Annotated in this window: 24 protein-coding genes; 13 read left to right on the top strand and 11 right to left on the bottom strand. The window is 74.2% G+C overall.

Features of this window, described 5'->3' with window-relative positions; genetic code table 11:
- Positions 1 to 125: 125 nt before the first annotated feature.
- From JK361_RS08665 to JK361_RS08680, 4 genes are all read left to right on the top strand, one after another.
- Complete coding sequence (locus JK361_RS08665; RefSeq protein ID WP_201815130.1) at positions 126 to 776, top strand: class I SAM-dependent methyltransferase; 651 nt, start codon at positions 126 to 128, stop codon at positions 774 to 776.
- Between the two features lie 22 nt (positions 777 to 798).
- Positions 799 to 1,749: an N-acetylmuramoyl-L-alanine amidase gene (locus JK361_RS08670; RefSeq protein ID WP_201815131.1), complete on the top strand. Its 951-nt coding sequence runs from the start codon at positions 799 to 801 to the stop codon at positions 1,747 to 1,749.
- Positions 1,750 to 1,832: 83 nt separating this feature from the next.
- Positions 1,833 to 2,657: a hypothetical protein gene (locus JK361_RS08675; protein ID WP_201815132.1), complete on the top strand. Its 825-nt coding sequence runs from the start codon at positions 1,833 to 1,835 to the stop codon at positions 2,655 to 2,657.
- Between the two features lie 103 nt (positions 2,658 to 2,760).
- Positions 2,761 to 3,771, top strand: coding sequence for an LLM class F420-dependent oxidoreductase (locus tag JK361_RS08680; protein WP_201815133.1), 1,011 nt, complete (start codon positions 2,761 to 2,763; stop codon positions 3,769 to 3,771).
- A 7-nt stretch (positions 3,772 to 3,778) separates the two neighbouring features.
- Here JK361_RS08680 and JK361_RS08685 read toward each other — a convergent pair whose 3' ends face one another.
- Complete coding sequence (locus JK361_RS08685; protein WP_201815134.1) at positions 3,779 to 4,351, bottom strand: hypothetical protein; 573 nt, start codon at positions 4,349 to 4,351, stop codon at positions 3,779 to 3,781.
- A 139-nt stretch (positions 4,352 to 4,490) separates the two neighbouring features.
- On the opposite strand from JK361_RS08685, the gene JK361_RS08690 reads away from it, so the two are divergent.
- Complete coding sequence (locus tag JK361_RS08690) at positions 4,491 to 4,781, top strand: hypothetical protein (protein WP_201815135.1); 291 nt, start codon at positions 4,491 to 4,493, stop codon at positions 4,779 to 4,781.
- Positions 4,782 to 4,881: 100 nt separating this feature from the next.
- Here JK361_RS08690 and JK361_RS08695 read toward each other — a convergent pair whose 3' ends face one another.
- The 3 genes from JK361_RS08695 to JK361_RS08705 are packed head-to-tail and all read right to left on the bottom strand — an operon-like array spanning position 4,882 to position 8,104.
- Positions 4,882 to 5,949 carry a prenyltransferase/squalene oxidase repeat-containing protein gene (locus tag JK361_RS08695; RefSeq protein WP_201815136.1) on the bottom strand — a complete coding sequence of 356 codons (1,068 nt, stop codon included), beginning with the start codon at positions 5,947 to 5,949 and terminating at the stop codon, positions 4,882 to 4,884.
- A complete protein-coding gene (locus JK361_RS08700) occupies positions 5,946 to 6,692 on the bottom strand; it encodes a class I SAM-dependent methyltransferase (protein WP_201815137.1) in 747 nt (248 codons plus the stop codon). The genes JK361_RS08695 and JK361_RS08700 overlap by 4 nt, the downstream gene beginning before the upstream one ends.
- Positions 6,686 to 8,104 (bottom strand): glycosyltransferase family 4 protein, encoded by a 1,419-nt coding sequence (locus JK361_RS08705; protein ID WP_201815138.1) that lies wholly within the window; start codon positions 8,102 to 8,104, stop codon positions 6,686 to 6,688. Before JK361_RS08705 ends, JK361_RS08700 begins: the two co-directional genes overlap by 7 nt.
- Before the next feature lie 220 nt (positions 8,105 to 8,324).
- On the opposite strand from JK361_RS08705, the gene JK361_RS08710 reads away from it, so the two are divergent.
- Entirely contained in the window at positions 8,325 to 8,945 is a 621-nt protein-coding gene (locus JK361_RS08710) for a TetR family transcriptional regulator (protein ID WP_201815139.1), read from the top strand.
- 766 nt (positions 8,946 to 9,711) lie between these two features.
- Here JK361_RS08710 and JK361_RS08715 read toward each other — a convergent pair.
- The 4 genes from JK361_RS08715 to JK361_RS08730 form a co-directional block, all read right to left on the bottom strand.
- Entirely contained in the window at positions 9,712 to 10,770 is a 1,059-nt protein-coding gene (locus JK361_RS08715; protein ID WP_201815140.1) for an NAD(P)/FAD-dependent oxidoreductase, read from the bottom strand.
- Between the two features lie 423 nt (positions 10,771 to 11,193).
- A complete protein-coding gene (locus tag JK361_RS08720; protein ID WP_201815141.1) occupies positions 11,194 to 11,427 on the bottom strand; it encodes a ferredoxin in 234 nt (77 codons plus the stop codon).
- A 2-nt stretch (positions 11,428 to 11,429) separates the two neighbouring features.
- A complete protein-coding gene (locus tag JK361_RS08725) occupies positions 11,430 to 12,881 on the bottom strand; it encodes an aldehyde dehydrogenase (RefSeq protein ID WP_201815142.1) in 1,452 nt (483 codons plus the stop codon).
- A 173-nt stretch (positions 12,882 to 13,054) separates the two neighbouring features.
- Complete coding sequence (locus JK361_RS08730) at positions 13,055 to 13,384, bottom strand: FliH/SctL family protein (RefSeq protein ID WP_201815143.1); 330 nt, start codon at positions 13,382 to 13,384, stop codon at positions 13,055 to 13,057.
- A 232-nt stretch (positions 13,385 to 13,616) separates the two neighbouring features.
- On the opposite strand from JK361_RS08730, the gene JK361_RS08735 reads away from it, so the two are divergent.
- Positions 13,617 to 14,642, top strand: coding sequence for a Strvi_7410 family MBL fold metallo-hydrolase (locus JK361_RS08735; protein WP_201815144.1), 1,026 nt, complete (start codon positions 13,617 to 13,619; stop codon positions 14,640 to 14,642).
- Between the two features lie 41 nt (positions 14,643 to 14,683).
- On the opposite strand, the gene JK361_RS08740 is transcribed toward JK361_RS08735, so the two are convergent.
- The 3 genes from JK361_RS08740 to JK361_RS08750 are packed head-to-tail and all read right to left on the bottom strand — an operon-like array spanning position 14,684 to position 17,098.
- Entirely contained in the window at positions 14,684 to 15,898 is a 1,215-nt protein-coding gene (locus JK361_RS08740) for an MAB_1171c family putative transporter (protein WP_201815145.1), read from the bottom strand.
- Positions 15,898 to 16,512 (bottom strand): hypothetical protein, encoded by a 615-nt coding sequence (locus JK361_RS08745; protein WP_307787221.1) that lies wholly within the window; start codon positions 16,510 to 16,512, stop codon positions 15,898 to 15,900. Before JK361_RS08745 ends, JK361_RS08740 begins: the two co-directional genes overlap by 1 nt.
- Positions 16,505 to 17,098, bottom strand: a complete 594-nt coding sequence (locus JK361_RS08750) for a helix-turn-helix domain-containing protein (protein WP_201815146.1) — start codon at positions 17,096 to 17,098, stop codon at positions 16,505 to 16,507. Before JK361_RS08750 ends, JK361_RS08745 begins: the two co-directional genes overlap by 8 nt.
- 248 nt (positions 17,099 to 17,346) lie before the next feature.
- On the opposite strand from JK361_RS08750, the gene JK361_RS08755 reads away from it, so the two are divergent.
- From JK361_RS08755 to JK361_RS08780, 6 genes are all read left to right on the top strand, one after another.
- Complete coding sequence (locus JK361_RS08755; RefSeq protein WP_201815147.1) at positions 17,347 to 18,402, top strand: ATP-grasp domain-containing protein; 1,056 nt, start codon at positions 17,347 to 17,349, stop codon at positions 18,400 to 18,402.
- A 608-nt stretch (positions 18,403 to 19,010) separates the two neighbouring features.
- A complete protein-coding gene (locus tag JK361_RS08760; RefSeq protein WP_201815985.1) occupies positions 19,011 to 20,219 on the top strand; it encodes an SCO2321 family membrane protein in 1,209 nt (402 codons plus the stop codon).
- Positions 20,216 to 20,908 carry an SCO2322 family protein gene (locus JK361_RS08765; protein ID WP_201815148.1) on the top strand — a complete coding sequence of 231 codons (693 nt, stop codon included), beginning with the start codon at positions 20,216 to 20,218 and terminating at the stop codon, positions 20,906 to 20,908. Before JK361_RS08760 ends, JK361_RS08765 begins: the two co-directional genes overlap by 4 nt.
- Before the next feature lie 388 nt (positions 20,909 to 21,296).
- Complete coding sequence (locus JK361_RS08770) at positions 21,297 to 22,364, top strand: CbiQ family ECF transporter T component (protein WP_307787222.1); 1,068 nt, start codon at positions 21,297 to 21,299, stop codon at positions 22,362 to 22,364.
- On the top strand, positions 22,361 to 24,253 hold the full coding sequence (locus JK361_RS08775) for an ABC transporter ATP-binding protein (RefSeq protein WP_201815149.1): 1,893 nt from the start codon (positions 22,361 to 22,363) through the stop codon (positions 24,251 to 24,253). The genes JK361_RS08770 and JK361_RS08775 overlap by 4 nt, the downstream gene beginning before the upstream one ends.
- Positions 24,250 to 25,113, top strand: coding sequence for an ECF transporter S component (locus JK361_RS08780; RefSeq protein ID WP_307787223.1), 864 nt, complete (start codon positions 24,250 to 24,252; stop codon positions 25,111 to 25,113). The genes JK361_RS08775 and JK361_RS08780 overlap by 4 nt, the downstream gene beginning before the upstream one ends.
- The last annotated feature ends 193 nt before the right edge of the window (positions 25,114 to 25,306 follow it).

Genomic DNA, 25,306 nt, shown 5'->3' on the forward strand with positions numbered 1-25,306 from the left:
GGGGCCGCACGGCCGAAGACGGCCCCGCGCCCCGGCAGGGGCACCGCACGCACCCCCCGTCGCACACGCGGCGGGGGGTGCGGCAGCATGGGCGCCGGAACAGCCGTACGACCGAGAGGCGCCTGATGTCCGCCGCACCCAAGCCCGAGATCCTGGCCGCGTTCGAGGCGGCGAAGGGGTTCATGCCCGTGGACGAGGGGCTGGCGCTGTACGCGGCGGCGGTGGAGGCGGGGCGGCTGGGGCTGCCGCTGCTGGAGGTCGGCACGTACTGCGGGCGCTCCACGGTCCTGCTCGCCGACGCCGCCCGCACCACCGGGGTCACCGCGCTGACCGTCGACCACCACCGGGGCAGCGAGGAGCAGCAGCCCGGCTGGGACTACCACGACCCGGAGACGGTCGACCCGGAGGTCGGCCTCATGGACACGCTCCCGGCGTTCCGCCGCACGCTGTTCAAGGCGGGGCTGGAGGAGCACGTGGTCGCCGTCGTCGGCCGCTCCCCGCAGATCGCGAGGATCTGGAACTCCCCGCTCGGGTTCGTGTTCGTCGACGGCGGCCACACCGACGAGCACGCCGGCGCCGACTACGAGGGCTGGGCGCCGCACGTGGCCGAGGGCGGGCTGCTCGTCATCCACGACGTCTTCCCGCACCCCGAGGACGAGTTCACGGGCCAGGCGCCGTACCGCGTCTACCTGCGGGCCCTTGGATCCGGCGCGTTCACCGAGGTCTCGGCGACCGGCTCGCTGCGCGTCCTGCGGCGAACGGGAGCGGGTATCTGAGGCCCCGGTTAGAGTCGCAGACGTGTCGTACACAGGCCCGGACTTCGATGACCCGCAGCCCCGCCGGTCCCGGCGCGGCCCGCTGACCGTCGCCCTCGCCGCGCTGGTGCCCGGTGCGCTGCTCGGCTGGGTGGTCTACGAGGCGGTCGGCGGCAGCGGGTCGGGCGGCGAGGACGGTACGGCCTCCCCCGCGCCGGCCCCGCACACCGCCGCGGTGTCCTCCGCACCGGCCGGCTCGCCGCGCGACGACGGCAAGGTGTCCGCCTCGCCCTCCGCCCGGCCGGACTCCTTCGGCCCGCTCAAGGGGAAGGTCGTCGTCGTCGACCCGGGCCACAACCCGGGCAACTTCCGGCACACGGCCGAGATCAACCGCCAGGTGGACATCGGGACGAACCGCAAGGAGTGCGACACCACCGGGACGTCCACCAACGACGGTTACACCGAAGCCCGGTTCACGCTCGATCTGGCACACCGGCTGCGCACGCTCCTGGAACGGCAGGGCGCCACGGTGAAGCTGACCCACGACGGCGACAGCCCGCCGTGGGGGCCGTGCGTGGACGAGCGGGCCCGGATCGGGAACACCGCGCACGCGGACGCGGCGATCTCCCTGCACGCCGACGGCTCCGCCGCCGGCAACCGCGGCTTCCACGTCATCCTGCCGGGGTCCGTGCACGCCGGTGCGGCGGACACCCGTGGCATCGTCGGTCCGTCCCACGATCTCGGGGCGCGCGTGGCGGGCAACTACCTTCGCGAGACGGGCGAACCGCCCTCCAACTACCTGGGCGAAGGTACCGGTCTGGTCACGCGTACGGACCTGGGTGGTCTCAATCTGTCAACGGTTCCCAAGGTGTTCATCGAGTGCGGCAACATGCGCGATAGCAAGGACGCGGCACTGCTGACCAGCGGCGCCTGGAGGCAGCAGGCGGCGCGAGGGATCTCTGAGGGAATCGTGAGTTTCCTGCGCGATTCGTGACCGGCCTACGGAACCGGCCGGACAGCCCGATCTTGCGGACGGTAGTGTCTACCGACGACGAGACGACCTACGAAGGACCTGAAGTGAATATCCGCTCCCTCACTAGAGGCGACGGCGTGGTGATCGGAGCAGCGGTGGTGCTGTTCATCGCGTCGTTCCTCCACACGTTCGACAGCGACGGCAGCGACGTCCCCAATGCCTGGGACAACCTGGGCCTGGTAATGAGCATGTACGTCGGTGGCATCGTCGGCGCGGTCCTCATCGTCGTCGCTCGCGCCCTTCCGCAGCCGCGCAAGGTCGCCGGCCTGGAACTCGGCCAGGTGGGCGTCGCCCTGACGCTCTTCGCCGCGTGGACCTCGTTCTGGACGATCATCGACCCGCTGGGCGCCTTCGACCAGTTCGACCAGTTCAACGTCGGCGCCGGCTCCGGTCTGATCCTGGGCCTCATCGCCGCGCTGCTGCTGGCCGCCGGCGCGATCGCCACGCCCCTGCTGCCCGCGCTCCAGGCCCCGCTGGTCCCGGCCGCCAAGCCGGCCGCCCCGCAGCCCTACGGCGCCCAGCCGCCCGGTGGTTACGGCTACCCGGGTGCCCAGCCCCAGCAGCCGTACGGCGCCCAGCCGCAGCCGGGTCAGCCCTTCGGCCAGCAGCCGCCGGCCGGTCCGGGTACTCCGGCGCCGGGCGCCCCGGCGGCGCAGCCCGCCGCGGCCGGGGAGTTCTCCCCGTTCTGGTTCGCCGTGCCGGTGACCCGCCCGCTGTTCGCGGAGGACGGTTCGTCGGCCCCGATCGCCGAACTGGCCCCGGGCACCTGGTACCTGGCCGTCGAGCAGCGCGGTGCCACGCTGATCGCGCAGACCCAGGACGGCCGCCGCGGCGTGCTCCAGGACACCTCCGGCATCCAGCGCGGCTGAGCCCGCACGACGCCGTACCGGCCCCTCGCCCTTCCGGGCGGGGGGCCGTTGTCGTACAGTCGCCTCCCTGCCGGTATCTGACGGAGCGTCAGGAGGCGTGTGTATGCGGCTCGGTCTCGCACTCGGCTACTGGGGACGCGGTCCGGACGCCGGCCATGTGCCGCTCGCCCAGGAGGCGGAACGGCTCGGCTACGACTCGGTGTGGACGGCCGAGTCCTGGGGCTCGGACGCCTTCACCCCGCTGACCTGGATCGCCGCGCGGACGTCGACGATCAGGCTGGGCACGGCGGTCGCCCAGATGGCCGCGCGGTCGCCGGCCGCCACCGCGATGCACGCGCTCACCCTCGACCACCTCTCCGGCGGACGCGTGCTGCTCGGGCTCGGCCTCTCCGGACCCCAGGTGGTCGAGGGCTGGTACGGCCGCCCGTTCCCGCAGTCGCCGCTGACCGCGACCCGGGAGTACGTGGACGTCGTACGCCAGGTGCTGCGCCGGGACGCGCCGGCCGCGGTGGACGGGCGGTTCCATCCGCTCCCCTACCGCGGTCCGGAGGGCACCGGACTCGGCAGGCCGCTGAAATCGATCACGCATCCCCTGCGCCGCGACCTCCCCGTGCTGCTCGGCGCCGAGGGACCGCGCAACGTCGCCCAGACCGCCCGGATCGCCGACGGCTGGCTGCCGCTGTACTGGGCGCCGAGCCGGCCCGACGTCTACGGCGACGTGGTGCGGGAGTTGCCCGAGGGTTTCCTGGTGGCTCCGATGGCCAGGGTGAAGGTGTGTGACGACGTGTCCGAGGGGCTGCTGCCCGTCAAGGCCATGCTCGGCTTCTACATCGGCGGGATGGGGCACGCCGCCCGCAACTTCCACGCCGACCTGATGGCCCGCATGGGCTACGAGCGGGAGGCCCGCCGCATCCAGGAGCTGTTCCTGGCCGGGCACCGCGCGGAGGCCGTGCAGGCCGTCCCGGACGCCTTCGCGGACGAGATCTCCCTGGTCGGCCCGCGCGAGCGGATCGCGAAGCGGCTGGAGTCGTGGCGGGCGGGCCCGGTGACGGACCTGCTGGCCCTGTCACCGGACCCGCACACCCTCAGGGTGCTTGCGGAGCTGAACTCCTGACCGCCGCCTACCCCTTGGCGAGCTGGGAGCCCGAGGGCACCTGGTCCTTGACCGGGGCACCGGCGTCCTCGCCCGCGCCCTTCACCTTGCCGATGATGTCGTCGAACGAACTCGCCGCGTCCCCGTCGCCCTTGCGGAGCTTGGCCGGCAGGTTCTTCAGGCTGTCGATGCCGGCGCTCAGCGGCGCGATGGCCTTGGAGAGCAGCGGATCGCCCTTGGCGTTCTTCTGGGCCGCCTTGAGCCTGTTGTAGGCGAAGGCGCCGGCGAGGCCGGCCTTGAGCAGGGCGGTCCTGCGGCCCTTGGCGCCCTTCTTGAACTTGCCGGCCTTCCAGGGCTTCACGATCCACTGGTAGGTCGCGCCCGCCGCGAGACCCGCGTTCAACACGAACCGGGTCTTGGCGAGCTTCTGGCGCTCGGCGGACGGTGACGCGGACGGGCTGGGTGAGTCGGCGGCGGGTACGGCTTGCGCCGCCGCGGTGTTCTTCGTACTGCTCTTCTCGCTGCCGCAGGCGGTGGCTCCGGCCACCAGGGCACAGCACAGGGTGAGCGCCACGAAGAGGCGCCGTATCGGTACGGGCACGTGGTCCTCCGACGGATCCTCCCCGAGCGGTCTGCTTCCTCCGGCAGCCTCACCCGGGGCGACCGGATGCGCCACCCGGGGGACGCCGTCCGGGTTCCCGGCCCTGTTTCACCGCCGCGGAAGCGGCAATCCGAAGGACATGTCTCGATATCGCACTGGCGCGAATCAGGCCGGCACGGTCATCGCGGTCGTCGCCGACGTCATGGCCTTCATACTCGGCCTCTGGATTCTGATGTACCTGCTGGACGCGAACCGGGCCAACAGCCTGGTCCGGTTCGTCCACGACGCGGCCTCCTGGCTGGCCGGCTGGTCGCACGACCTCTTCACGTTCGACGAGGCGTGGGCCCGGGTGGTCGCCGGGTACGGCCTCGCCGCCGTGGTCTACCTGTTCGTCGGCCACGCCATCGCCAACCGGATGCAACGGCACTGAGCCGCCCCGCGGGGCGCGGGCAACCGGCGCGGCCGGCCGCGCCGGGCCCCGGCCGGCCGACGACGGCCGCCGGGGCTCGTCCCGGCGGCCCGCGGAGCGCTCAGCAGCAGTCCGGGTCGAGGCCGGCGGGCAGGTGCTCGCCGCCGAACACCGCGCACGTGGCCTCGTGGCCGCCCAGCGCGGCCACGGCCAGCAGCAGGGAGCCCGCCGTCCAGGTGGTCAGCTCGCGGGGCCAGACGGCGTCGTCGTCGAAGACGTATCCCGTCCAGTACAGGCCCGTGTCGGGGTCGCGCAGGTGCTGGATGGACTGGAGGATCTCCAGGGCCCGGTCGGACTCGCCCATCGCCCACAGCGCCAGGGCGAGTTCGCTGGACTCGCCGCCGGTCACCCAGGGGTTGGGGACCACGCACCGCACGCCGAGGCCGGGCACGACGAACCGGTCCCAGTCCGCCTCGATACGGTCCTTGGCCTCCGCTCCGGTGAGGGCGCCGCCGAGGACCGGGTAGTACCAGTCCATCGAGTAGCGGCCCTTGTCGAGGAAGCGCTCCGGATGCCGGCGGATCGCGTGGCGCAGCGCTCCGGCCGCCAACTCCCAGTCCGGCTGCGGCTCTTCGCGCTGTTCGGCGATCGCGAGGGCACAGCGCAGCGCGTGGTGGATGGAGGAGCTGCCGGTGAGCAGGGCGTCGGCCGTCGGCGTGCCGTCGTCCTCGCGCCGCCAGCCGATCTGCCCACCGGGCTGCTGGAGCCGCAGCACCCATTCGACGGCCGCGTAGACGGCCGGCCACATGCGGTCCAGGAACGTGTCGTCGCCCGTGGACAGATAGTGGTGCCAGACGCCGACGGCTATGTAGGCGACGAAGTTGGACTCGCGGGCGCGGTCGGTGACGTCGTCGTGGGCACCGTCGGCGTAGGCCGCGTACCAGGAGCCGTCCTCGTTCTGGTGCCGGGCGAGCCAGCCGTACGCCCGCTCGGCGGCCTCGTGTTCGCCGGCCGCGTCCAGGGCCATGGCGGCCTCGGTGTGGTCCCAGGGGTCCAGGTGGTGCCCGCGGAACCACGGGATCGCACCGTCCTCCCGCTGTACGGCGAGGATGCCGGCGACGGTCGCGGCGGCCTGCCCGGCGGTGAGGACCCCGGGCAGGACGAGGTGTTCTGTCCGGGGGGTGGTCACTTGGCGGCCACCTCTTCGGCGAGCCGCGGCAGGTGCGGCTTGGTCGCGTAGACGACGAGGCTCTTGCCGATCAGCGGGTTCAGCGCCTGCTCGGCGAGCCGCGTGGCGAGCGGCTTCTTCATGATGTCCCAGACCAGCAGCTTGTGGTACGCCCGCACCGGCAGCGCCTTGTCGTTGTCGACGCCGAACGCGCACTTCAGCCACCAGTACGGCGAGTGCAGGGCGTGCGCGTGGTGGGTGCCGTACGGCTTCAGACCGGCCTCGCGGATCTTCGCGACCAGCTCGTCGGCCTTGTAGATGCGGATGTGGCCGCCCTCGACCTCGTGGTAGGCGTCGGACAGTGCCCAGCAGACCTTCTCGGGGCCGTAGCGCGGCACGGTGATCGCGATGCGCCCGCCCGGCCTGAGCACGCGCACCATCTCCGCGAGCACGCCCTTGTCGTCGGGGATGTGCTCCATCACCTCGGAGATGATGACGACGTCGAAGGAGTCGTCCGGGAACGGCAGGGCGAGGGCGTCGCCCTCCATGGCCGTGGCGGTGGCGCCCTCGGGGGCCTCCCCGGCCTCCTTCATCGCCGCGAACCACTTGGCGACCTCGCGGATCTCCTCGCCGTTCTGGTCCAGGGCCACCACCTGGGCGCCCCGCCGGTAGCACTCGAAGGCGTGCCGGCCGGCCCCGCAGCCGAGGTCCAGGACGCGGTCGCCCGGGGCGAGCGGGAACCGGGAGAAGTCGACGGTCAGCACGTGGCCCTGCTTTCGGAGGAGACGCCTGCAACACTTGCCGGGGCCGCTGAGCGGCCGGGGGTCCGGGCCGCGGAGCGGCTCGGCGACGGGGCCTTGGACGGGCGCGGGCCCGCGGAGCGGGCGATGGCCTCGCGGTAGTGGGCCACGGTTCCCTCCGCGGCGCGGGCCCAGGTGAACTTGCGCAGCACCCGCTCGCGGCCGGCCCGGCCGAGCCGCGCCCGCAGCTCCGGGTCGCCGAGCAGCCGGTTCAGGGCGGCGGCCAGCGCGCCCGCGTCGCCGGGCGGTACGGCCAGACAGGTCTCGCCGTCGCGGCCGGCGACCTCGGGGATCGCGCCTCCGGTGGTGGCGGCCAGCGGGGTGCCGGTGGCCATGGCCTCGGCGGCGGGCAGCGAGAAGCCCTCGTAGAGGGAGGGCACGCAGGCCACCTCGGCGGAGCGGATCAGGTCGACCAGCTCGGCGTCGGAGATGCCCTTGACGAAGTCGACGGCGCCTTCGAGGCCGTACCGCTCGATCGCCTGGGCGACCGGGCCCTCCTGCGGGCGCTTGCCGACGACGACGAGGTGGGCGGCCGGGTGCTCGGTGCGCACCTTGGCGAGCGCCTCCACGAGGAACACCAGCCCCTTGAGGGGCACGTCCGCGCTGGAGGTGGTGACGATCCGGCCCGGCACCTCGGGGACGGCCGGATTCGGCGCGAACAGGTCGGTGTCGGCGCCGATGTGGACGACGTGGATCCGGTCGTTCCGGACGCCGAGGTGGTCCACGATCTCCTGGCGGGAGGTGCCGGAGACGGTGAGGACCGAGGGCAGCCGGCGGGCGACGCGCTTCTGCATGCGGGTGAAGGCGTACCAGCGGCGCACCGAGTAGCGGCGCTGCCAGGTGCCGGCCGCGTCCAGCTCCAACTGCCGGTCCACGGTGATGGGGTGGTGGATCGTGGTGACCAGGGGGGCGCCGATGTCCCCCAGCAGCCCGTATCCCAGGGTCTGGTTGTCGTGGACGACGTCGAACTCCCCGCGCCGGGCGCGCAGATGGTGGCGGGCGCGCAGGGAGAAGGTCAGCGGCTCGGGAAAGCCGCCGGTCCACATGGTCGCGACTTCGAGGGCGTCGACCCAGTCCCGGTACTCGTCCCGCTTCGGGGTGCGAAAGGGGTCGGGCTGGCGGTAGAGGTCGAGGCTGGGCAGCTCGGTGAGTGTGAGGCCGGGGTGGCCCTCGTCCAGCACCGGATAGGGCTGGGACCCGATGACGTCCACGCGGTGCCCGAGGCGGGCCAGCTCGCGCGAGAGATGCCGAACGTAGACGCCCTGGCCCCCGCAGAACGGGTTCCCTTTATAGGTGAGGAGCGCGATGTCGAGCGGTCGCCCGCCGTCGGCAGCGGGTTCCCTTTCGGTACCCGCTTCCCGGGCCTCAGCGGTCACTCCGTGCCCCCTTCTGCCTGCACTGTCCCGCGAGACTACGACGGGACGCTAATCTAGAACAAGTTTCAGACTTGATCGTTCAAGAGGCTCTGAATCTACCGGCAGGTAGGGGCGCTGTGAGCAGTGGATCAGGTGATTCGCGCCACGGCCCGCGGCCCTGCCGTGCCGGTTGATCACGAGCCCTACAGACGCCCTCACCGACTGTCACGGAACGGGACCCATGCCTGCGGAAGCCAGTACGTCGCGTCCGGCCACCCCGCCTCTCACCGAGCGTCAGGAGGCCCGCCGCCGCAGGATCCTGCACGCCAGCGCCCAGCTGGCCAGCCGGGGCGGTTTCGACGCCGTACAGATGCGCGAGGTCGCCGAGTCCTCGCAGGTGGCCCTCGGCACGCTGTACCGCTACTTCCCGTCCAAGGTGCATCTGCTGGTCGCCACCATGCAGGACCAGCTGGAGCACATGCACGGCACCCTGCGCAAGAAGCCTCCCGCGGGCGACACGGCCGCCGAGCGGGTCGCGGAGACCCTGATGCGGGCCTTCCGGGCGCTTCAGCGGGAGCCGCACCTGGCGGACGCGATGGTCCGCGCCCTCACCTTCGCCGACCGCAGCGTGTCGCCCGAGGTCGACCAGGTCTCCCGCCAGACCACGGTGATCATCCTGGACGCGATGGGTCTGGAGGACCCCACCGCCGAGCAGCTGTCGGCGGTCCGGGTCATCGAGCACACCTGGCACTCGGCCCTCATCACCTGGCTCTCCGGCCGCGCCTCCATCGCCCAGGTGAAGATAGACATCGAGACGGTGTGCCGCCTCATCGACCTGACGGAGCCGTCCGGCCGCCCGTGACAGCCGCGGGCCGGGCCGCCGCCGCGCGGACGCGGGCCGGAGCCGGCCGCCCGTGAGCGCCGCAGGCCGGGCCGCCGCCGTCGCGCGGACGCGGGCCGGATCAGGCCGAAGGGGGCTGGGGGCGCGTGGGCGTGGGCCGCGTAGGCACGTGGGGCACTTGGGCCGCGCGGGGCAAGGAAAGACCTACGAGACGGGTTCCCTTCGCCGGCATGGTCCGGATCAGGTCATGGGGGTCGCCGTCGGGCCTGACTGCTGCCTTCTGGCCTCTCAGCCCTACCGTCGCTGTCGGCCCCGGCGGATGCTTGTGCGTCTCGCCCGAGTCGGCTACTCCGGTCGGACTCCCTCACTCGCCTCGTAGGCTGATTACAGGATAGACCGCATCATGGGTGACGGAACCCGCCAATTCCAACCATTTCCCACCTCGCATGCCTGGTTGGGCCCCCTGAGCGGTGCCCGTGAGGCGCCCTCTGCCGGGAGCCGGTGCGGCACCGAGCGGTGCCGGTGGGGCACCTTGGCGGGAGCCGGTGGGGCACCCCTGGGCGGAGCCGGTGCACGGACGGAGCGGAGCCGGTGGGGCACCCCTGGGCGGAGCCGGTGCACGGACGGAGCGGAGCCGGTGGGGCACCCCTGGGCGGAGCCTGTGGGGTGCCCTTGGGCGGAGCAGGTGCGGCCCCGAGCTGTGGCGCGGTGGGGTGCCCATGGCGGGAGCCGGTGCGGCACCGAGCGGAGCCGGTGGGGTGCCCTTGGTGGGAGCCGGGGGCGGGGGTCAGGCGCCGACCGCCTTGCGGGTGCCGTACTTCGTGCCGACGTAGACGATCCTCTTGAACGCCACCGCGGTGCCCCCCTTGAGGTGACCGTCCTTGAGGGAGTCGTCGGGGTGGGTGAACTGGGCCACCGCGTCCTTGCGCCCGAGGCTGACGCACCGGGCCACATAGCGCAGGGAGTACGGCTCGGGCTCGCGGCCCCCGGCCAGGCGGGCCAGGGCGTCGGCCGCGGCACGGGCCTGCGGGGCGGCGGTCTGGCAGCCGAAGCGGGACCCGGGCACCCCCGCGCAGTCGCCCACGGCGAAGATCCGCCCGTCGGTGACGCTGCGCAGGTACTCGTCCACGACGACCCGGCCCTCCGCGTCGACCTCGAGGCCGCTGCGCGCCGCCAGCTCGGGGACGCCCTCCACGATCGCCCACAGGGTCAGATCGGAGGGCAGGTCCCGGCCCGACCGCAGGCGCACCACGCCCCCGGCCGCCTCCTCGACCCCGTCGTCGAGGACCTCGACGCCGAGCCGGCGCAGGGCGGCGAGCGCCCGCCGCCGGGCCCCGCCGGAGAGGCACGCGGCGACCGAGGACCCGATGAGCCGCACCTGTACGTCGGGCCGTGCGTCGGCCACCTCGGTCGCCGTCTCGATGCCCGTCGGGCCGCCTCCGACCACCGTCACGGCGCTCCCCGCGGGCAGTGCGGCGAGCGCCGTGCGCGCCTGTTCCGCCCCTTCCCACGTGCCGACCGGGACCGTGCCCGCGAGGGGCCGCACGGTGCTGCCCACGGCCAGGAAGAGGTGGTCGAAGTCGATGCTCTCGCCGTCGTCGAGGGTGAGGGTGCCGTCGCCGATCTTCTCGACGGTGCCGATCCGCGTACGGACGCCGGCCCGCAGCATCGAGGTGAGGGGCGTGGCCGCCGCGGCCGTCCCGGCGATCTGCTGGTGCAGCCGGATGCGCTCCACGAACTCGGGCCGCGCGTTGACCACGGTCACCTCGGCGCCCTTCACCTTCTTGGCCACCCGGTTCGCCGCGAACGTCCCCGCGTAACCGGCGCCCACCACTACAACCTTCATCTCGGCCTCCCTCGGAGCAGTTGTTCACCCCCGAGACGAGACGGAACGGCCGCCGCGTGACACGACACCGACGTGACCCCCGCCACACACACGCCGACAGGTGACCGGGACGGACACGGGGGCGACGCCGGGACAGGGGCGGGGCGACGCCGGGACGGGCACGGGGGGCGCGCCGGGACAGGAGCGTGGCGACGCCGGGCCGGTCTCCGTGGTCGCGGGGGCGGCACCAGGACGGTCCCCATGGTCGCGGGGGCGACACCGGAACGGTCCCCGTGGTCGCGGAGGGGACGAGGGGCCGCACACCGGACGCGGGGACCGGGCCGGACGGGGCACCGCGCGCCGGCGCTCCCGGACGCGGGGGCCGGGCGGACGGCGGCGCCGCGCGCCGGCGCCCGGGTCACCGTCATGCGCGGGCCGGCCGGCCTACTCCTCCGGCGGGAACACCGCCTCCCCGCTGCCCAGCAGGGTGATCGCGACGGCCTCCACCGGGCAGCCCTCCGCCGCCGCCAGGACCTGCTCGCTCGCGTCCGTGTCCGGCTCGACCGGGTGGGACTGGCGGCCGGAGTCGAGGCGGAAGGCGCCGGGAGCGTGGTGGAGGCACTGGGCCGAGCCGATGCAGACGGAACGGTCGACCTCCACGTGCCAGCGGTCGCCCATGCTCACGCCCCCGCCGGGAGGTGGATCATCTTGTGCTCCAGGTACGCGCCGTACCCCTCCGGACCGAACTCCCGCCCCAGGCCGGAGTTCTTGTAGCCGCCGAACGGGCCGAGCATGTCCAGGCTGAAGGTGTTGACGGAGTACGTGCCGGTGCGCACCTGCCGGGCGATGTCGGTGCCGTGCTCGACGTCGGCCGTCCACACGCTGCCGGAGAGGCCGTAGTCGGAGTCGTTGGCGATGCGCACGGCCTCCCGCTCGTCCCCGTAGGGGAGCAGGCAGATCACCGGGCCGAAGATCTCCTCGCGGGCGATGCGCATGGAGTTGTCGACGTCGCCGAAGAGGGTCGGCTCGACGTACCAGCCGCGCTCCAGTCCGGCCGGACGGCCGCCGCCGGTGAGGATCTTGGCGCCCTCTTCCTGGCCGACGCGGATGTAGTCGAGGTTGCGCTGCTGCTGGCGGCGGGCGACCAGCGGACCGACCTGGGTGGCCGGATCCAGCGGGTCGCCCACCTCGAGCGCGCTCGCCGCCTGGGCGAAGGCGTCGGCGAACTCGGCGTAGCGGGCGCGCGGGACGAGGATGCGGGTCTGGGCCACGCAGGCCTGGCCGTTGTTCATCCAGGCCACCGGGACGATCCCGGAGACGGCGGCCTCCAGGTCCGCGTCCGGCAGCACCAGCGCGGCCGACTTGCCGCCCAGCTCCAGGGTGACCCGGGTGAGGTTGCGGGCGGCGACCTCCATCACCCGCTTGCCGGCCGCGACCGATCCGGTGAAGGAGACCTTGTCGATGCCCGGATGGCCGACCAGGTACTCGCTGACCTCGCGGTCGGCCGGGAGGATGGAGAGGACTCCCTCGGGCAGGCCCGCCTCGCGGGCGATCTCGCCGAGGAGGTAGGCGTCCAGCGGGGACTCCGGGGACGGCTTGAGGACGACCGGGCAGCCGGTGAGCAGCGCGGGCGCGAGCTTGGCCGCGGCGATGAACTGCGGGACGTTCCAGGGGACCACGGCGGCGACGACGCCGACCGGCTCGCGGCGGACCAGGAGCGGGCCGAGGATGCCGTCCCGGCGCTCCTCCAGGGGGAAGTCGCGGGCGACCCGGATCGCCGCGTCCCACACCATCATGGCGCCGAGCGCCTGCGCGAGGACGCTCCAGGAGTACGGCGAACCGTTCTCGGCGGAGATCACGCGGGCTATCTCCTCGTGCCGGGCGAGGATGCCGTCCTTGATGCGGGTGACGACCTCGATCCGCTCCGCCTGCGAGGCGCGCGGCCAGGGGCCTTCGTCGAAGGCGCGGCGCGCGGTGGCCACCGCGCGGTCGACGTCCTCCCGGGAGGCGTGCGGCACGCGGCCGATGACCTCCTCGGTGTGCGGCGAGATCACCTCGATGACGTCCCGGCCCAGCGGGTCGGTCAACTCCCCGCCGATGAACAGCTGTCCGTGTTCCACGAGCTCGGTCATGGCCGACTGCCTCCCGCCGCACCGCACGGCATCCGTCGTTTCTGACGCTGCCTCAGAACTGATACCAGTTCTAGTTGCGGGGAGCAATGGCCGACGGCGGTCAGGGCCGCACCAGCGGGATCCGTGCCGATGCGGCCCTGGCCGCGGCGATTTCGGGCGCCGCGCCCGCGCCCTCAGTCGCAGTACCGGTCGTAGGCCGAGTTGTAGCCCTGGCTGTAGCCGTCGACGTAGCCGCGCGCCCACGAGGAGTCGTGGCCGCTCCCGTAGTTGGAGCGGTAGCCGTCGCGGTCGCAGTCGTAGCGCGCGTCGGAGAAGCCGTCGCGGAAGCCCTGCCGGAAGCCCTGCCGGTAGCCGTTCTGCTCGGGGACAACCGCCGTGGAACTCACGTGCGTTGCGGAAGAAGACGCGGACGCCGGCTGGACGCTCAACGGCATGAGGGCGATACCGGTCGCCATCAGGGCGGAGCTGAGGGCGGCAGCCCTCTTGATGGTCCTTCGCTGCATGACCTCTCCCCAATAATCGCATGTGGGATATTTCCACTCTAATAGTCCGAAAGCGTGACGCAACCGCGGGCGGCCGGCCTGCGCGGCCACCCCCGCCGGCCGGCCCGCCCCCTCCGCCCGCCGACGTGCGGCGGCCGGTCCGGCTTCCGTTCCGATTCGATCTGACGCCTCATCAGTTCCCGCTATAGTGGCCGTGGTCCAAGGCTGCGGGCGGTGGGGGCGGAGGAGCCTGATGACGAAGACGTTCGATCACGGCGGGGGCGTACGGTCCGTTCAGGTGCCCATCCCGGACAACCCCCTCGGTCACACGCTGGTGTACGTGGTGGACACCGACCGGGGCCCGGTCCTGATCGACACCGGCTGGGACGACCCCGCCTCCTGGGACACGCTCGCGGCGGGACTGACGGACTGCGGTACGGCGGTCCGGGAGGTCTACGGCGTCGTCGTCACGCACCACCACCCGGACCACCACGGACTCTCGGCGCGGGTGCGCGAGGCGTCCGGCGCCTGGGTGGCGCTGCACGCCGCCGACGCGGCGATCGTGCGCCGGGCGCGGGAGAGCCGGCCGGAGCGGTGGTTCTCGTACATGGCCGCCAAGCTGACGGCGGCCGGGGCACCCGAGGAGCACGTCGCTCCCCTGCGGGCGCCCCGCGGCCGGTCGCTGCCCGGCCTCTCGCCCGCCCTCCCGGACCGGGACATCGTCCCGGGTGAACTGCTCGACCTGCCGGGCCGCCGGCTGCGCGCGGTCTGGACGCCGGGGCACACGCCCGGCCATGTCTGCCTGCACCTGGAGGAGGAGCATCCGGCCCGGCTCCCGGGCCACGGCCGCCTGTTCAGCGGCGATCACCTGCTGCCCGGCATCACCCCGCACATCGGGCTGTACGAGGACCCCGACGACGCGACCGTGACGGATCCCCTCGGCGACTATCTGGACTCCCTGGAGCGGATCGGGCGGCTCGCCCCCGCCGAGGTCCTCCCGGCGCACCAGCACGCCTTCACCGACGCCCCGGGGCGGGTACGGGTGCTGCTCGGCCACCACGAGAGCCGCCTGTCCAACCTCCTCGCCCTCCTCGCCGAGCCCCTCACCCCCTGGCGGCTCGCCGAACGCATGGAGTGGAACCGCCCCTGGGCCGACATCCCCTACGGCTCCCGGACCATCGCGGTCTCCGAGGCCGAGTCCCACCTGCGCCGCCTGGTGAAGCTGGGCCGCGCCGAGCCGGTGCCGGGGAGCGAGCCGGTGGCGTACGTCGCGGTGTGAAACCTTCCGCGGGGTCCGGGCAGCGTACGGCGGGCGGGCGGTCAACCGTGTGTGCCGGGGCCTTCCGCGGCGATCGCCTGCCGGCGGAACCTCTCGACGGCCGCCGCGTGGGACCTCAACACGTCGGCGACGGCCTCCAGTTCGCCGTCGGCCACACAGGCGATCCCCGGGCGCCCGCCCGTCGGCAGCGGACGGACGCGGTCGCCCGGCGGCGCGTACAGCAGCTCGGCCGCGACATGGATGTCGACCGCCGCCGCGATGCTCCGCGCGACGGGCTCCGGGTAGCCCGCCGCCGACGCCGCCCGCCACAGCCGCTCCCGCCGGACCCCGCACAGGTGCGGCGCCAGCCTGAGGAGGCCGTCGTTGATGGCGGCCCGGCGCAGCTCCAGACGGAGGGCGGCACCGCTGACCCGGCCGGTCGCGGGCGCCGCCGGAGCGCTGACCGTCAGCATCGTCTGCCACAGCGGCTTCAGGCGCCGGTAGGTGCCCACCAGCCGTCGGCGCTCCGCCACCAGCGGGCCGGCCTGGCCGGCGATGAAGGCCACGGACACCAGGACCGCCTCGACGATGGCGAACGGCGGTGCCACGTACGTCGACAGCCAGTCCCAGTCCCGGCCGCTCCACCGGGCGCCGATCGCCGCGAGTTTGGCGATGTCGAAGACGAGCCCGAGGGCGTACGCCTCCTGGAGGAAGATCACCGCCCGGCGCAGCCAGGTGTCCTCCAGCTCCCGGAACCAGGCCCACAGCATGCCGGCCGCGACCAGCGCGGACACCAGGTGGGCGAGGAGGTAGAGCAGCACGAACTCGCGCATCCAGGGCGTGTCGGCGTAGTAGGTGTCGAAGTCGCGCAGCCGCTCCTCGCGGTGGTCGCCGAGCCGGAACGTCGTCCACAGGCCGACGATGATGACGGCGTACGCCATCCAGACGAGGCGGGTGCGCCGGCGGCGCGCGGCGGACGGCGGCTCGCGCCAGGTGATGATGAGCCACAGGCAGGCGCCGCAGTACACGGTCAGCAGGGAATACACGAACAGACTGGCGAAGTTGGGGACGCCCGTGGACACGTTGATGCGGTGCAGGTTGGCCGGCGGCAGCGAGGCGAAGACGATCGCGCCGATGCCGAGCAGCAGTGCGGTGGCCCGCAGGATCGGGTCCTGCCAGGCGCGCCGCAGCAACGGCAGTTTGATCACGAAGGCTACGGCGAGCAGGACGGCCGGGACGGCGTAGGCGGCGAAGGAGCCGGCGATGTCCCAGCTCATCAGGGCCCGCCGATGTTGCCCAGCGAGGAGGAGAGCCGGTCGGTGAGGGTGTCCTGGGTCATCCGGCCGGCCGCGCCGGGCCCGACGACCTTGGAGAACTTCGCCGCGAGGCGCAGCCCGCACTCCTCGGCCTCCCACTCGGCCTCGGCCGCCGCCGCGGCGGGCGAGCGGGTGGCCATGGCGGCCACCCGCTCCCAGGGGATGTCCTCCTCGGCGCGGGCCAGCAGCCGGCGGGCGGCGGCGGGCAGACCGGCCGGGTAGTGCACGTCCAGCGTGCCGTAGTGGATGTGGCCGATCTCGTGCCCGGTGATGACGAACTTGTGCGGGTCCGGGGCCCGGTCCTCGACCACGACGACGTAGTCCTCGTCCCGGGCGAGGGTGACACCGGAGATGTCCAGGCCCGCCGGGAAGGCGACGAACCGCAGCCGGACCGGGCGGTCCAGCTGCGGGCTGAGGGTGGCGCACAGCGCGTGCAGGAACGCCTTCGGGTCGGTCGGCGGGGTGAGGGTGCGGACGGTGTCGCGCACCAGCCGGTCGAGGAAGCGCTTGGGGGACTTCCCGGGCTTCGCGGACGGCGGTCGCGGGTGCCTCGGGCCGGCGGACTGTTCAGGCACGGCCGGCGTCCCCCGCCCGCTCCGAGGCGATGATCATCTCGGCCAGGTCGGCCAGGGTGGCGAGTTGCCGGGCGTTCATCTGCGGGGCCCGGGCGGCCAGCCGTATCAGCCCGCTCTCGCGCAGCCGCAGCAGCGGGTCCGCCTCGGCCTCCAGGCTCTGCACCACCGGTTGCAGCGCTTCGTGCAGCGCCTCCGGCTCGTCGGCCGTGAAGAAGCCCGCGGGCAGGCCGAAGAACCGGCGCAGCCGGTCGGCGTGTTCCAGGCTCGGCATCCCGCTCTTGCGCCACTCGCTCAGCCACTGCCGGCTGGTCCCGGCGATCCTGGCCAGTTCGTCCAGCGAGTACCGCTTGCCGTCCGGGCGGCGCCGGGTCTCCCGGATGAAGTCCAGCCGCTGCCGTACGCGTTGGGCGAGGCAGGTCTCGGCGGCCCGGCCCCCGGAGAGCAGTTCGACGACGGTGCCGACGGGGATCCCGGTGCGGTACGAGAGGCCGGCCACGTCGAGGGCCTCCGGCAGCCGGCCGGGCCGGCCGGTCAGCTCGCCCAGCCGGTCCAGGACTTCGGCCAGCGCGGCGTAGGCGTCACTCACCGAGGTCCCCCCTGGGCGTGTCATCCGTTCGGTGACTGGGCGTGAGGCTACCCGCTCACCCGAGCGGCGACCAGACGTGACAAGGCTCCCTGCCTGAATACGCAGCAATCGTTGACAGTTGAGGGCGCGGTGGGTGAGGATCACTGCACGGAGAGCAAGATCCGACCCGCCCCGGGTGCCGCCTATGGGGGAGCGGCACCGGGGGCGTTTTCTCGACCTCCGTACCCCCCGAGGAAGGCCAGGCACCCATGGCGCAGCCCGTCGTCCTCCTCGGGGCCGGCCGCCGGGACATCTGCGGCGAGTTCTCGCTGGCGCGGATCGCCGCGGTCCGCCCGGTACTCCTGGTCGACCCGGATCCGCCCGGCTGGGCCCGCCCGTACGCGTCCGGCCATCTCGCGGCCGACCCGGCCGGGGAGGCGCCGACGGCCGAGGCGGTGCTGCGGTACGCGGCCGGGGACCCTATCGGCGGCGTGCTGACCTGGTCCGGCGGACATCTGCTCACCGCCGCGCGGATCGCCGGCCGGCTGGGGTTACCGGGCCTGGCGTACGAGACGGCCGCGGTCTGCGCCGACCCCACCGCCGTACGGGCACTGCTGGCGCGGCACGGGGTGCCGACGGCCGGGCCCGAGGATCCCGGGGCCACGGAGGGCCCGCTGGTGTCCGCCGAGGCCGTCGTCCTGGACGACGAGGTCCGCATCGTCGCGCTGACCCGTACGACCCCGGGTCCGGCGCCCGCCCGCCGCCCGCTGCGGCACTGCGTCCACGCCCACGACGGGCTGCTGCACAACCGGTTCCTGCGCCAGTGCGTCGAGCGGGCCGTACGCGCCGTCGGCCTCACCCACACGGTCGCGCACCTCACGCTGCGGCTGACCGCCCGCGGCCCGCGCGTCCTGGGCGTGGCCCCGCATCTGCCCGGCGACCTGATCCCACTGCTGGTGGAGCGGGCCACCGGGGTCGACCTGGCCGGGGCCGCCGCCACGCTGGCCACCGGCGGGCTCCCGGACGTGACCCCGACCCTGCAGCGGGCCGCCGCCGTCCAGTTCGCCTACCCGGCCATGACCGGCCGCCTGACCGACCTGTGGCTGGACCCCGCCGCCGCACACGAGCCGGCCGCGGAGCGCATGGTGCTCACCCGGCGGGCCGGCGACACGGTGACGGCGGCCCCGCACGCGGACCTCACCGACCGCCTCGCCCACTGGGTGGCGACGGGCGAGGACGCCGCGGAGTGCGAGGACACCCTGCGCCGCCTGGCCCGCCACCTGACGGCGACGGTGACACCGACGACCCAGACATACGCGGCCTGAGCCCCGCCCGCGCCACGACGGCCTTCGACAGCCGGGTGCGGGCGGCCGAACAAACCCCCACTGCACCAACAGCCCGGGGGGGTGGGCGACCGAGAAATCCCGTGCGTCCGGGGCCCGGACCGGCCTCTCGGGCTCCCGGGCTCCGGTTGCCGGACCGTGACGGCCGGGGAACCCCGGTACATCAGATCCGGACCGGCCGTTCGGGCTCCGGCAGCCGGGCGGGTGGGGGCCGAGGGGGCCCGTACGTGCAGGGGGCGGGCCGGCCGTTCGGGCTTCGGTTGTCGGTGGTCTCCCCGGCGCCGTGACGCCGGTCACCGGGACCGTGTGCCCACGGCCACCCCTCGGGCCGTTCCGGGGTGCCGGTAAAGTGGCCGAGTCGTCATCACACCCGTACGGGGGGAAGCCGGTGCAATTCCGGCGCTGACCTGCAACCGTTAAGCCGTCCCCGGTCCGCCGGGCGGTGAGCCGGACCGCCCCGGGCGGGACGTTGACCGGCTCGCGTGCGCAGGCGGCCCGCCGCGCACGGCACCGTCGAGGTCTACGGAGCCGAGCCGCCCGGGGTGTCCCGTGCGCTGCCCGGCTCCCCGCAGGAGAGGCAGTCGCCGACCATGAACGTCCGCCGCAGTGCCGCGGCTCTCGCCGCCGTAGGCGTGCTGGCCGCCGCCGCGCCCGCCACGGCCGCCGGCTCGTCCCCGTCCCCCAAGGTGACCGTCCCGTCCGGGCTGTACGGCAAGGGGGACCCGACGTACGACGGCGTGTGGCGGCAGTCGCTGACGCTGGTCGCCCAGCGGACGCTCGGCTACCGGCCGGCCGCCGCGGCCGTGGACTGGCTCACCGGGCAGCAGTGCGCCAACGGCTCCTTCGCCGCCTTCCGCGCCACCCCCGCGAAGCCCTGCGACGACAAGGTCACGGCCGACACCAACAGCACGGCCGCCGCCGTCCAGGCCCTGGCCGCGACCGGTGGACACGGCGGTGCCGTGGCCAAGGCCGTGGCGTGGCTGAAGTCCGTGCAGAACAAGGACGGCGGCTGGAGTTACTTCGCGGGCGACCCCAGCGACGCCAACTCGACGTCCGTCGTCATCGGCGCGCTGGCCGCGGCCGGCACGGACCCGGCGGACGTCCGCAAGTCCGGCAAGTCCCCGTACGACGCGCTGCCCGCCTGGGCCGTCCCCTGCGACCAGGACGGCGGCGGCGCCCTCGCCTTCCAGCCGGACAAGAAGGGCAAGTTGCTCGCCAACGCGGACGCGACCGCGGCCGGCCTGCTGGGCGCGCTCGGCAAGGGCTTCGTGGCGGAGGCCGGCAAGGCCCCGGCGAAGGACGCCTGCGTCGAGGCAGGCCACCCGACTCGGGAGCAGGTGGCGGACAACGCCGGCGCGTACCTGGCCGCGGCCGTCGCGAAGAGCGGCCACCTCCAGTCCACCCTGCCCGGCGCCAAGGACCAGCCCGACTTCGGCAACACCGCGGACGCCGTCGTCGCGCTCGCCGCGGACGGCCGGACCGAGCCGGCCGAGAAGGCGTACGCCTGGCTGGAGAAGAACGCCGGCCAGTGGGCGACGCAGAGCGGCCCGGCGGCGTACGCCCAGCTGATCCTCGCCGCGCACGCCGTCGGCGAGCAGCCGGGTGACTTCGACGGCACCAGCCTGGTCAGCTCCCTGAACGCGCTGGGTCCGGCCCCGCACATGCCCGCGGCCGAGCACAAGGCGGCGGCGCAGGAGGAGGACTCGAAGAGCGGCGTCTGGTGGACCGTCGGCGCCTGTCTCGTCGCCGGCATCGGCATCGGCTTCCTGCTCAGCGGCCGCAAGAAGCGGCAGCCGTGACCGCCGTCCGCCGTGCCGTGCCGGTGCTCGTCGCCGTGCTGCTGCTCCTCGGCTCCGCCGGGCAGGCCGGGGCCACCGGGTACCGCTACTGGTCCTTCTGGGAGCGCACCGGTGGCCAGTGGACGTACGCCACGCAGGGCCCGTCGTCCGCACGTCCCGACGACGGGGCGGTCGAGGGCTTCCGGTTCGCGGTGAGCGAGGACTCGGCGGACGCGAGCCGGCCGCGCGGTACGGCGGACTTCGACACGATCTGTGCGGGTACCCCGGTGAAGTCCGGGACGAAGCGGGTGGCCGTGGTCCTCGACTTCGGCACGCCCGCGGACGCGCCGTCCGGCGAGACGCCGCCGGGCCGGCGTACGGCGTGCGCGCGGGTGTCGTCCGACGCGACGAGCGCGGACGCGCTGGCCGCCGTGGCCAAGCCGCTCCGGTACGACACCAACGCCCTGCTGTGCGCGATCGCCGGGTATCCGGTGAAGGGGTGCGGGGAGCAGGTCTCCGCGGGCGGTGCCGCGAAGAACGAGGCGGAGGGTGCCACGAGGGGGAAGGGCGGGTCGGACGGGTCGGACGGGTCGGACGACGGCGGCCCGTCCCTGGGGCTTCCGGTCGGCGCGGCGGCGGTCGCCCTGCTGGCGGCGGCAGCGGCCTGGCAGGCGCGGCGCCGCGGTGCCGCGCGGCGGGAGGCCGAGTGACGTGCGGTGCGGGCCGTCGTGCGGCTGCGGGTCCGCTGTGGACGCTCGCGCAGTTCCCCGCGCCCCTGGGGAGTCGGCGTCGGCCCCACTCGAATCGCGCCGCAGCCTCGGGCGGGCGTGTCCTGGCTGCGCGCCGTCGTGTGACTGCGGGTCCGCCGTGGACGGTCGCGCAGTTCCCCGCGCCCCTGGGGAGTCGGCGTCGGCGTCACTCGAATCGCGCCGTAGCGGCGGGCGGGCGTGTCCTGGCTGCGGGCCGTCTTGCGGCTGCGGGTCCGCCGTGGACGGTCGCGCAGTTCCCCGCGCCCCTGGGGAGTCGGCGTCGGCCCCACTCGAATCACGCCGTAGCCTCGGGCGGGCGTGTCCTGGCTGCGGGTGGGGTCGGCGTCGGGTGACCGTGCATCCCGGTGCCTGGTGGCTGTGGGCCCTCGGGCTCGGTACCGCCGCCACCCGCACCACCAACCCCCTCCTCCTCGCCCTCCTCATCGCGGCCTCCGCCTACGTCGTGGCGACGCACCGCTCCTCCGCCCCCTGGTCCCGCTCCTACACCGCCTTCGCCCGGCTCGCCCTCGCCGTCATCCTCGTCCGCGTCCTGTTCGCGGTGGCCCTCGGTTCCCCCATCCCCGGCACCCACACCCTGCTCACCCTCCCCGAAGTCCCGCTGCCGCACTGGGCGCAGGGCATCCGGCTGGGCGGCAGGGTGACCGCCGAGGCGGTCGTCTTCGCCGCCTACGACGGCCTGAAGCTCGCCACCCTCCTCATCTGCGTCGGCGCGGCGAACGCCCTGGCCAGCCCCAGCCGCCTGCTGAAGTCCCTGCCCGGCGCCCTGTACGAGACGGGCGTGGCCGTGGTCGTCGCCCTCACCTTCGCGCCCCACCTGATCGCCGACGTCCAGCGGCTGCGCGCCGCCCGCCGGCTGCGCGGCCGTCCGGACCGCGGCGTCCGGGGCCTGCTCCAGGTCGGACTGCCGGTCCTGGAGGGCGCGTTGGAGCGCTCGGTGGCGCTGGCCGCCGCGATGGAGGCCCGCGGCTACGGCCGTACCGCCGACGTCCCCGCCCCCGTCCGCCGTACGACGGCCGCACTCACCCTCGGCGGGCTGCTCGGCGTGTGCGCCGGAACGTACGGGCTGCTGACGGCCGAGGGGGGCGTGTACGGCCTTCCCCTGCTGCTGGCCGGGGTCGTCGCCGCGCTGGCGGGCCTGCGGCTGGGCGGCCGGCGTTCGCTGCGCACCCGGTACCGCCCGGACCCGTGGGATCTGCGTGCCTGGCTGGTCACGGGCTCGGGCGTCGCGGTGGCCGCACTGCTGACGCTGGCCTCCGCCCACGATCCGGGGGCCCTGCACCCCGGGGTCGTCCCCCTCGTCCCGCCCACGCTGCCGCTCTGGCCCGCCGCGGCCGTCCTGCTCGCCCTGCTGCCCGCCTTCGCCGTCCCCCAGCCCGTTCCCAGGGAGCACTCGTGATCCGCTTCGAGGATGTCAGCGTGACGTACGAGGGCGCCGCCGGACCCACCGTCGCCGGTGTCGACCTGGAGGTGGCGGAGGGCGAACTGGTGCTGCTGGCCGGCTCGTCCGGGGTCGGCAAGTCCACCGTGCTGGGCGCGGTCAGCGGGCTGGTCCCGCACTTCACCGGCGGCACCCTGCGCGGCCGTGTGACGGTGGCCGGCCGGGACACCCGTACCCACCAGCCACGCGAACTCGCCGACGTGGTCGGCACGGTGGGCCAGGATCCGCTCGCGCACTTCGTGACGGACACCGTGGAGGACGAACTCGCCTACGGCATGGAGTCGCTGGGGCTCGCTCCGGAGGTGATGCGGCGCCGGGTCGAGGAGACCCTCGACCTGCTGGGCCTCGCCGGACTGCGCGACCGTCCGATCGCCACCCTCTCCGGCGGGCAGCGGCAGCGGGTCGCGATCGGCTCGGTGCTCACCCCGCACCCGCGGGTGCTGGTCCTGGACGAGCCGACCTCGGCGCTGGACCCGGCCGCCGCGGAGGAGGTGCTGGCCGTGCTGCAACGGCTGGTGCACGACCTGGGGACGACGGTCCTGATGGCCGAGCACCGTCTGGAACGGGTGATCCAGTACGCCGACCGCGTCGTCCTGCTGCCCGCCCCCGGCGCCGCCCCGGTGGCCGGCACCCCGTCCGAGGTGATGGCGGTCTCCCCGGTGTATCCCCCGGTGGTGGCCCTGGGCCGGCTGGCCGGCTGGTCCCCCCTGCCCCTGACCGTCCGTGACGCGCGCCGCCGCGCCGACGCCCTCCGCGAACGCCTGGCCGCGACCACGACCGACCACCACACCGCGCCCACCACGACCGCGACCGACCGTCACACCGCGCCCACCACGACCGCGGGCAACGGCGCCACCGCGACCGCCGTGGGCGCCGAGGCCGCGGGCAACCGTGCCACCACCACCGCGGACACCCGTGCCACCCCGCCCACCACCACCGCGGACCGTGCCGCCCGAGTCGCGTCCCGGCCGGTGGCCGGGCCGGAGGCGGTGGGGGGCGGCCGGCGCGGGGCGGTGGCTTCCGGGGTGGCCGGTGACGGCGTGGGGCGCCGTCGTTTCTTCCGGCGCCGTCCCTCCCCCGCCCCCGAGCCCGCGGCGCTCACCGCCGAGGTGCGCTCCCTCTCCGTGCGCCGCGACCGCGTCCAGGCCCTCCGCGACGTGGACCTGGCCGTGGGCCCCGGCGAGACCGTCGCCCTCATGGGCCGCAACGGCGCCGGGAAGTCCACGCTGCTCGGCTCGCTCGTCGGACTGGTGGAACCGTCCGGTGGAACCGTCCGGGCCGGCGGGCTGGTCCCCCACCGCACCCCGCCCCACGACCTCATACGCCAGGTCGCTCTCGTCCCCCAGGACCCGCGCGATCTGCTGTACGCCGACACGGTGGCCGCCGAGTGCGCCGCCGCCGACCGGGACGCGGGTGCCGAGCCCGGCACCTGCCGGGCCCTGGTGACCGGCCTGCTTCCGGACATCGCGGACGACACGCACCCCCGGGACCTGTCCGAGGGCCAGTGCCTGGCGCTCGCGCTGGCCGTGATCCTCACCGCCCGTCCTCCCCTGCTCCTGCTGGACGAGCCGACCCGCGGCCTGGACTACGCGGCCAAGGCCCGCCTGGTCGCCGTACTGCGCGGGCTGGCGGCCGAGGGGCACGCGATCGTGCTGGCCACGCACGACGTGGAGCTGGCCGCCGAGCTGGCCCACCGGGTGGTGCTGCTCGCCGAGGGCGAGGTGATCGCCGACGGCCCGACGGCCGAGATCGTGGTGTCCTCGCCGTCCTTCGCGCCGCAGGTGACGAAGATCCTGGCCCCGCAGCAGTGGCTGACCGTGACCGAGGTACGGGAGGCGCTGGCGTGAGCCGCCCCGCACGCGTGCACGCCGTCCGGCTCGGCCCCCGCTCGCTCGCCGCGCTGGCCCTGACCAGCGCGGTGGGAGTGGTCGCCTTCTGCTGGCCGTTCCTCGCCCCGCCCGACTCGCAGCTGACCGCCCACGCCCAGGACGCGCCCTGGCTCTTCGCGGGTCTGCTGGTGCTGCTGGTGGCGGTCGTGGCGGCGACGATCTCGGAGTCGGCCCTCGGCCCGAAGGCCGTGGCCATGCTGGGCGTGCTGGCCGCGACGGGGGCGGCGCTGCGGCCGATCGGCGCGGGCACGGCGGGGATCGAGCCGATGTTCTTCCTGATGGTGCTGAGCGGGCGGGTGCTCGGCCCCGGCTTCGGGTTCGTGCTGGGGTCGGTGACGATGTTCGCGTCGGCGCTGCTCACCGGCGGTGTCGGACCGTGGCTGCCGTTCCAGATGCTGTCGATGGGCTGGTTCACCATGGGTGCCGGTCTGCTGCCGGGCCCCGCGGGGGTCCCCCTTGTCCGGGCGGGGGCGAGCAGGTGGGAGCGGCTGCGCGGCCGGGGCGAGCTGCTGATGCTCGCCGGCTACGGCTTCCTCGCGGCCTTCGCCTACGGCACGGTCATGAACCTGGCCGGCTGGCCCTTCCTGGGCGGCGCGGCCTCGAACATCTCCTTCGCCGCCGGCGCCCCGGTCACCACCAACCTGGCCCGTTTCGTCGCGTACTGCGTGGCCACCTCGCTCGGCTGGGACCTGGGCCGGGCCCTGTGCACGGTCGTGCTGACCCTCGCCCTCGGGCCGGCGGTGCTGCGGGCGCTGCGGCGGGCCACGCGGCGGGCCGCTTTCGAGACCGCGGTCACATTCGACGGTCCCGCACGGTGAGAAGGCGTGTGCGCGGGGTGAGCGAGCCGGTGAACCACCCCACATGACGCACGTCACCTACGACCCCGGACCGTAGGTCGATTTGTCCGATTCACCCCCTCCTGCGCCCCTTCTGACCTGGGGATTGAGAGCCACGCCACAGAGCGGACGTTTCCCTTCGATCCGGCCACAACTAGTAAAGGGGGTCATTGCG

Origin of the sequence: Streptomyces musisoli (assembly GCF_016741855.1) — a bacterium.
Taxonomy (GTDB): domain Bacteria; phylum Actinomycetota; class Actinomycetes; order Streptomycetales; family Streptomycetaceae; genus Streptomyces; species Streptomyces musisoli.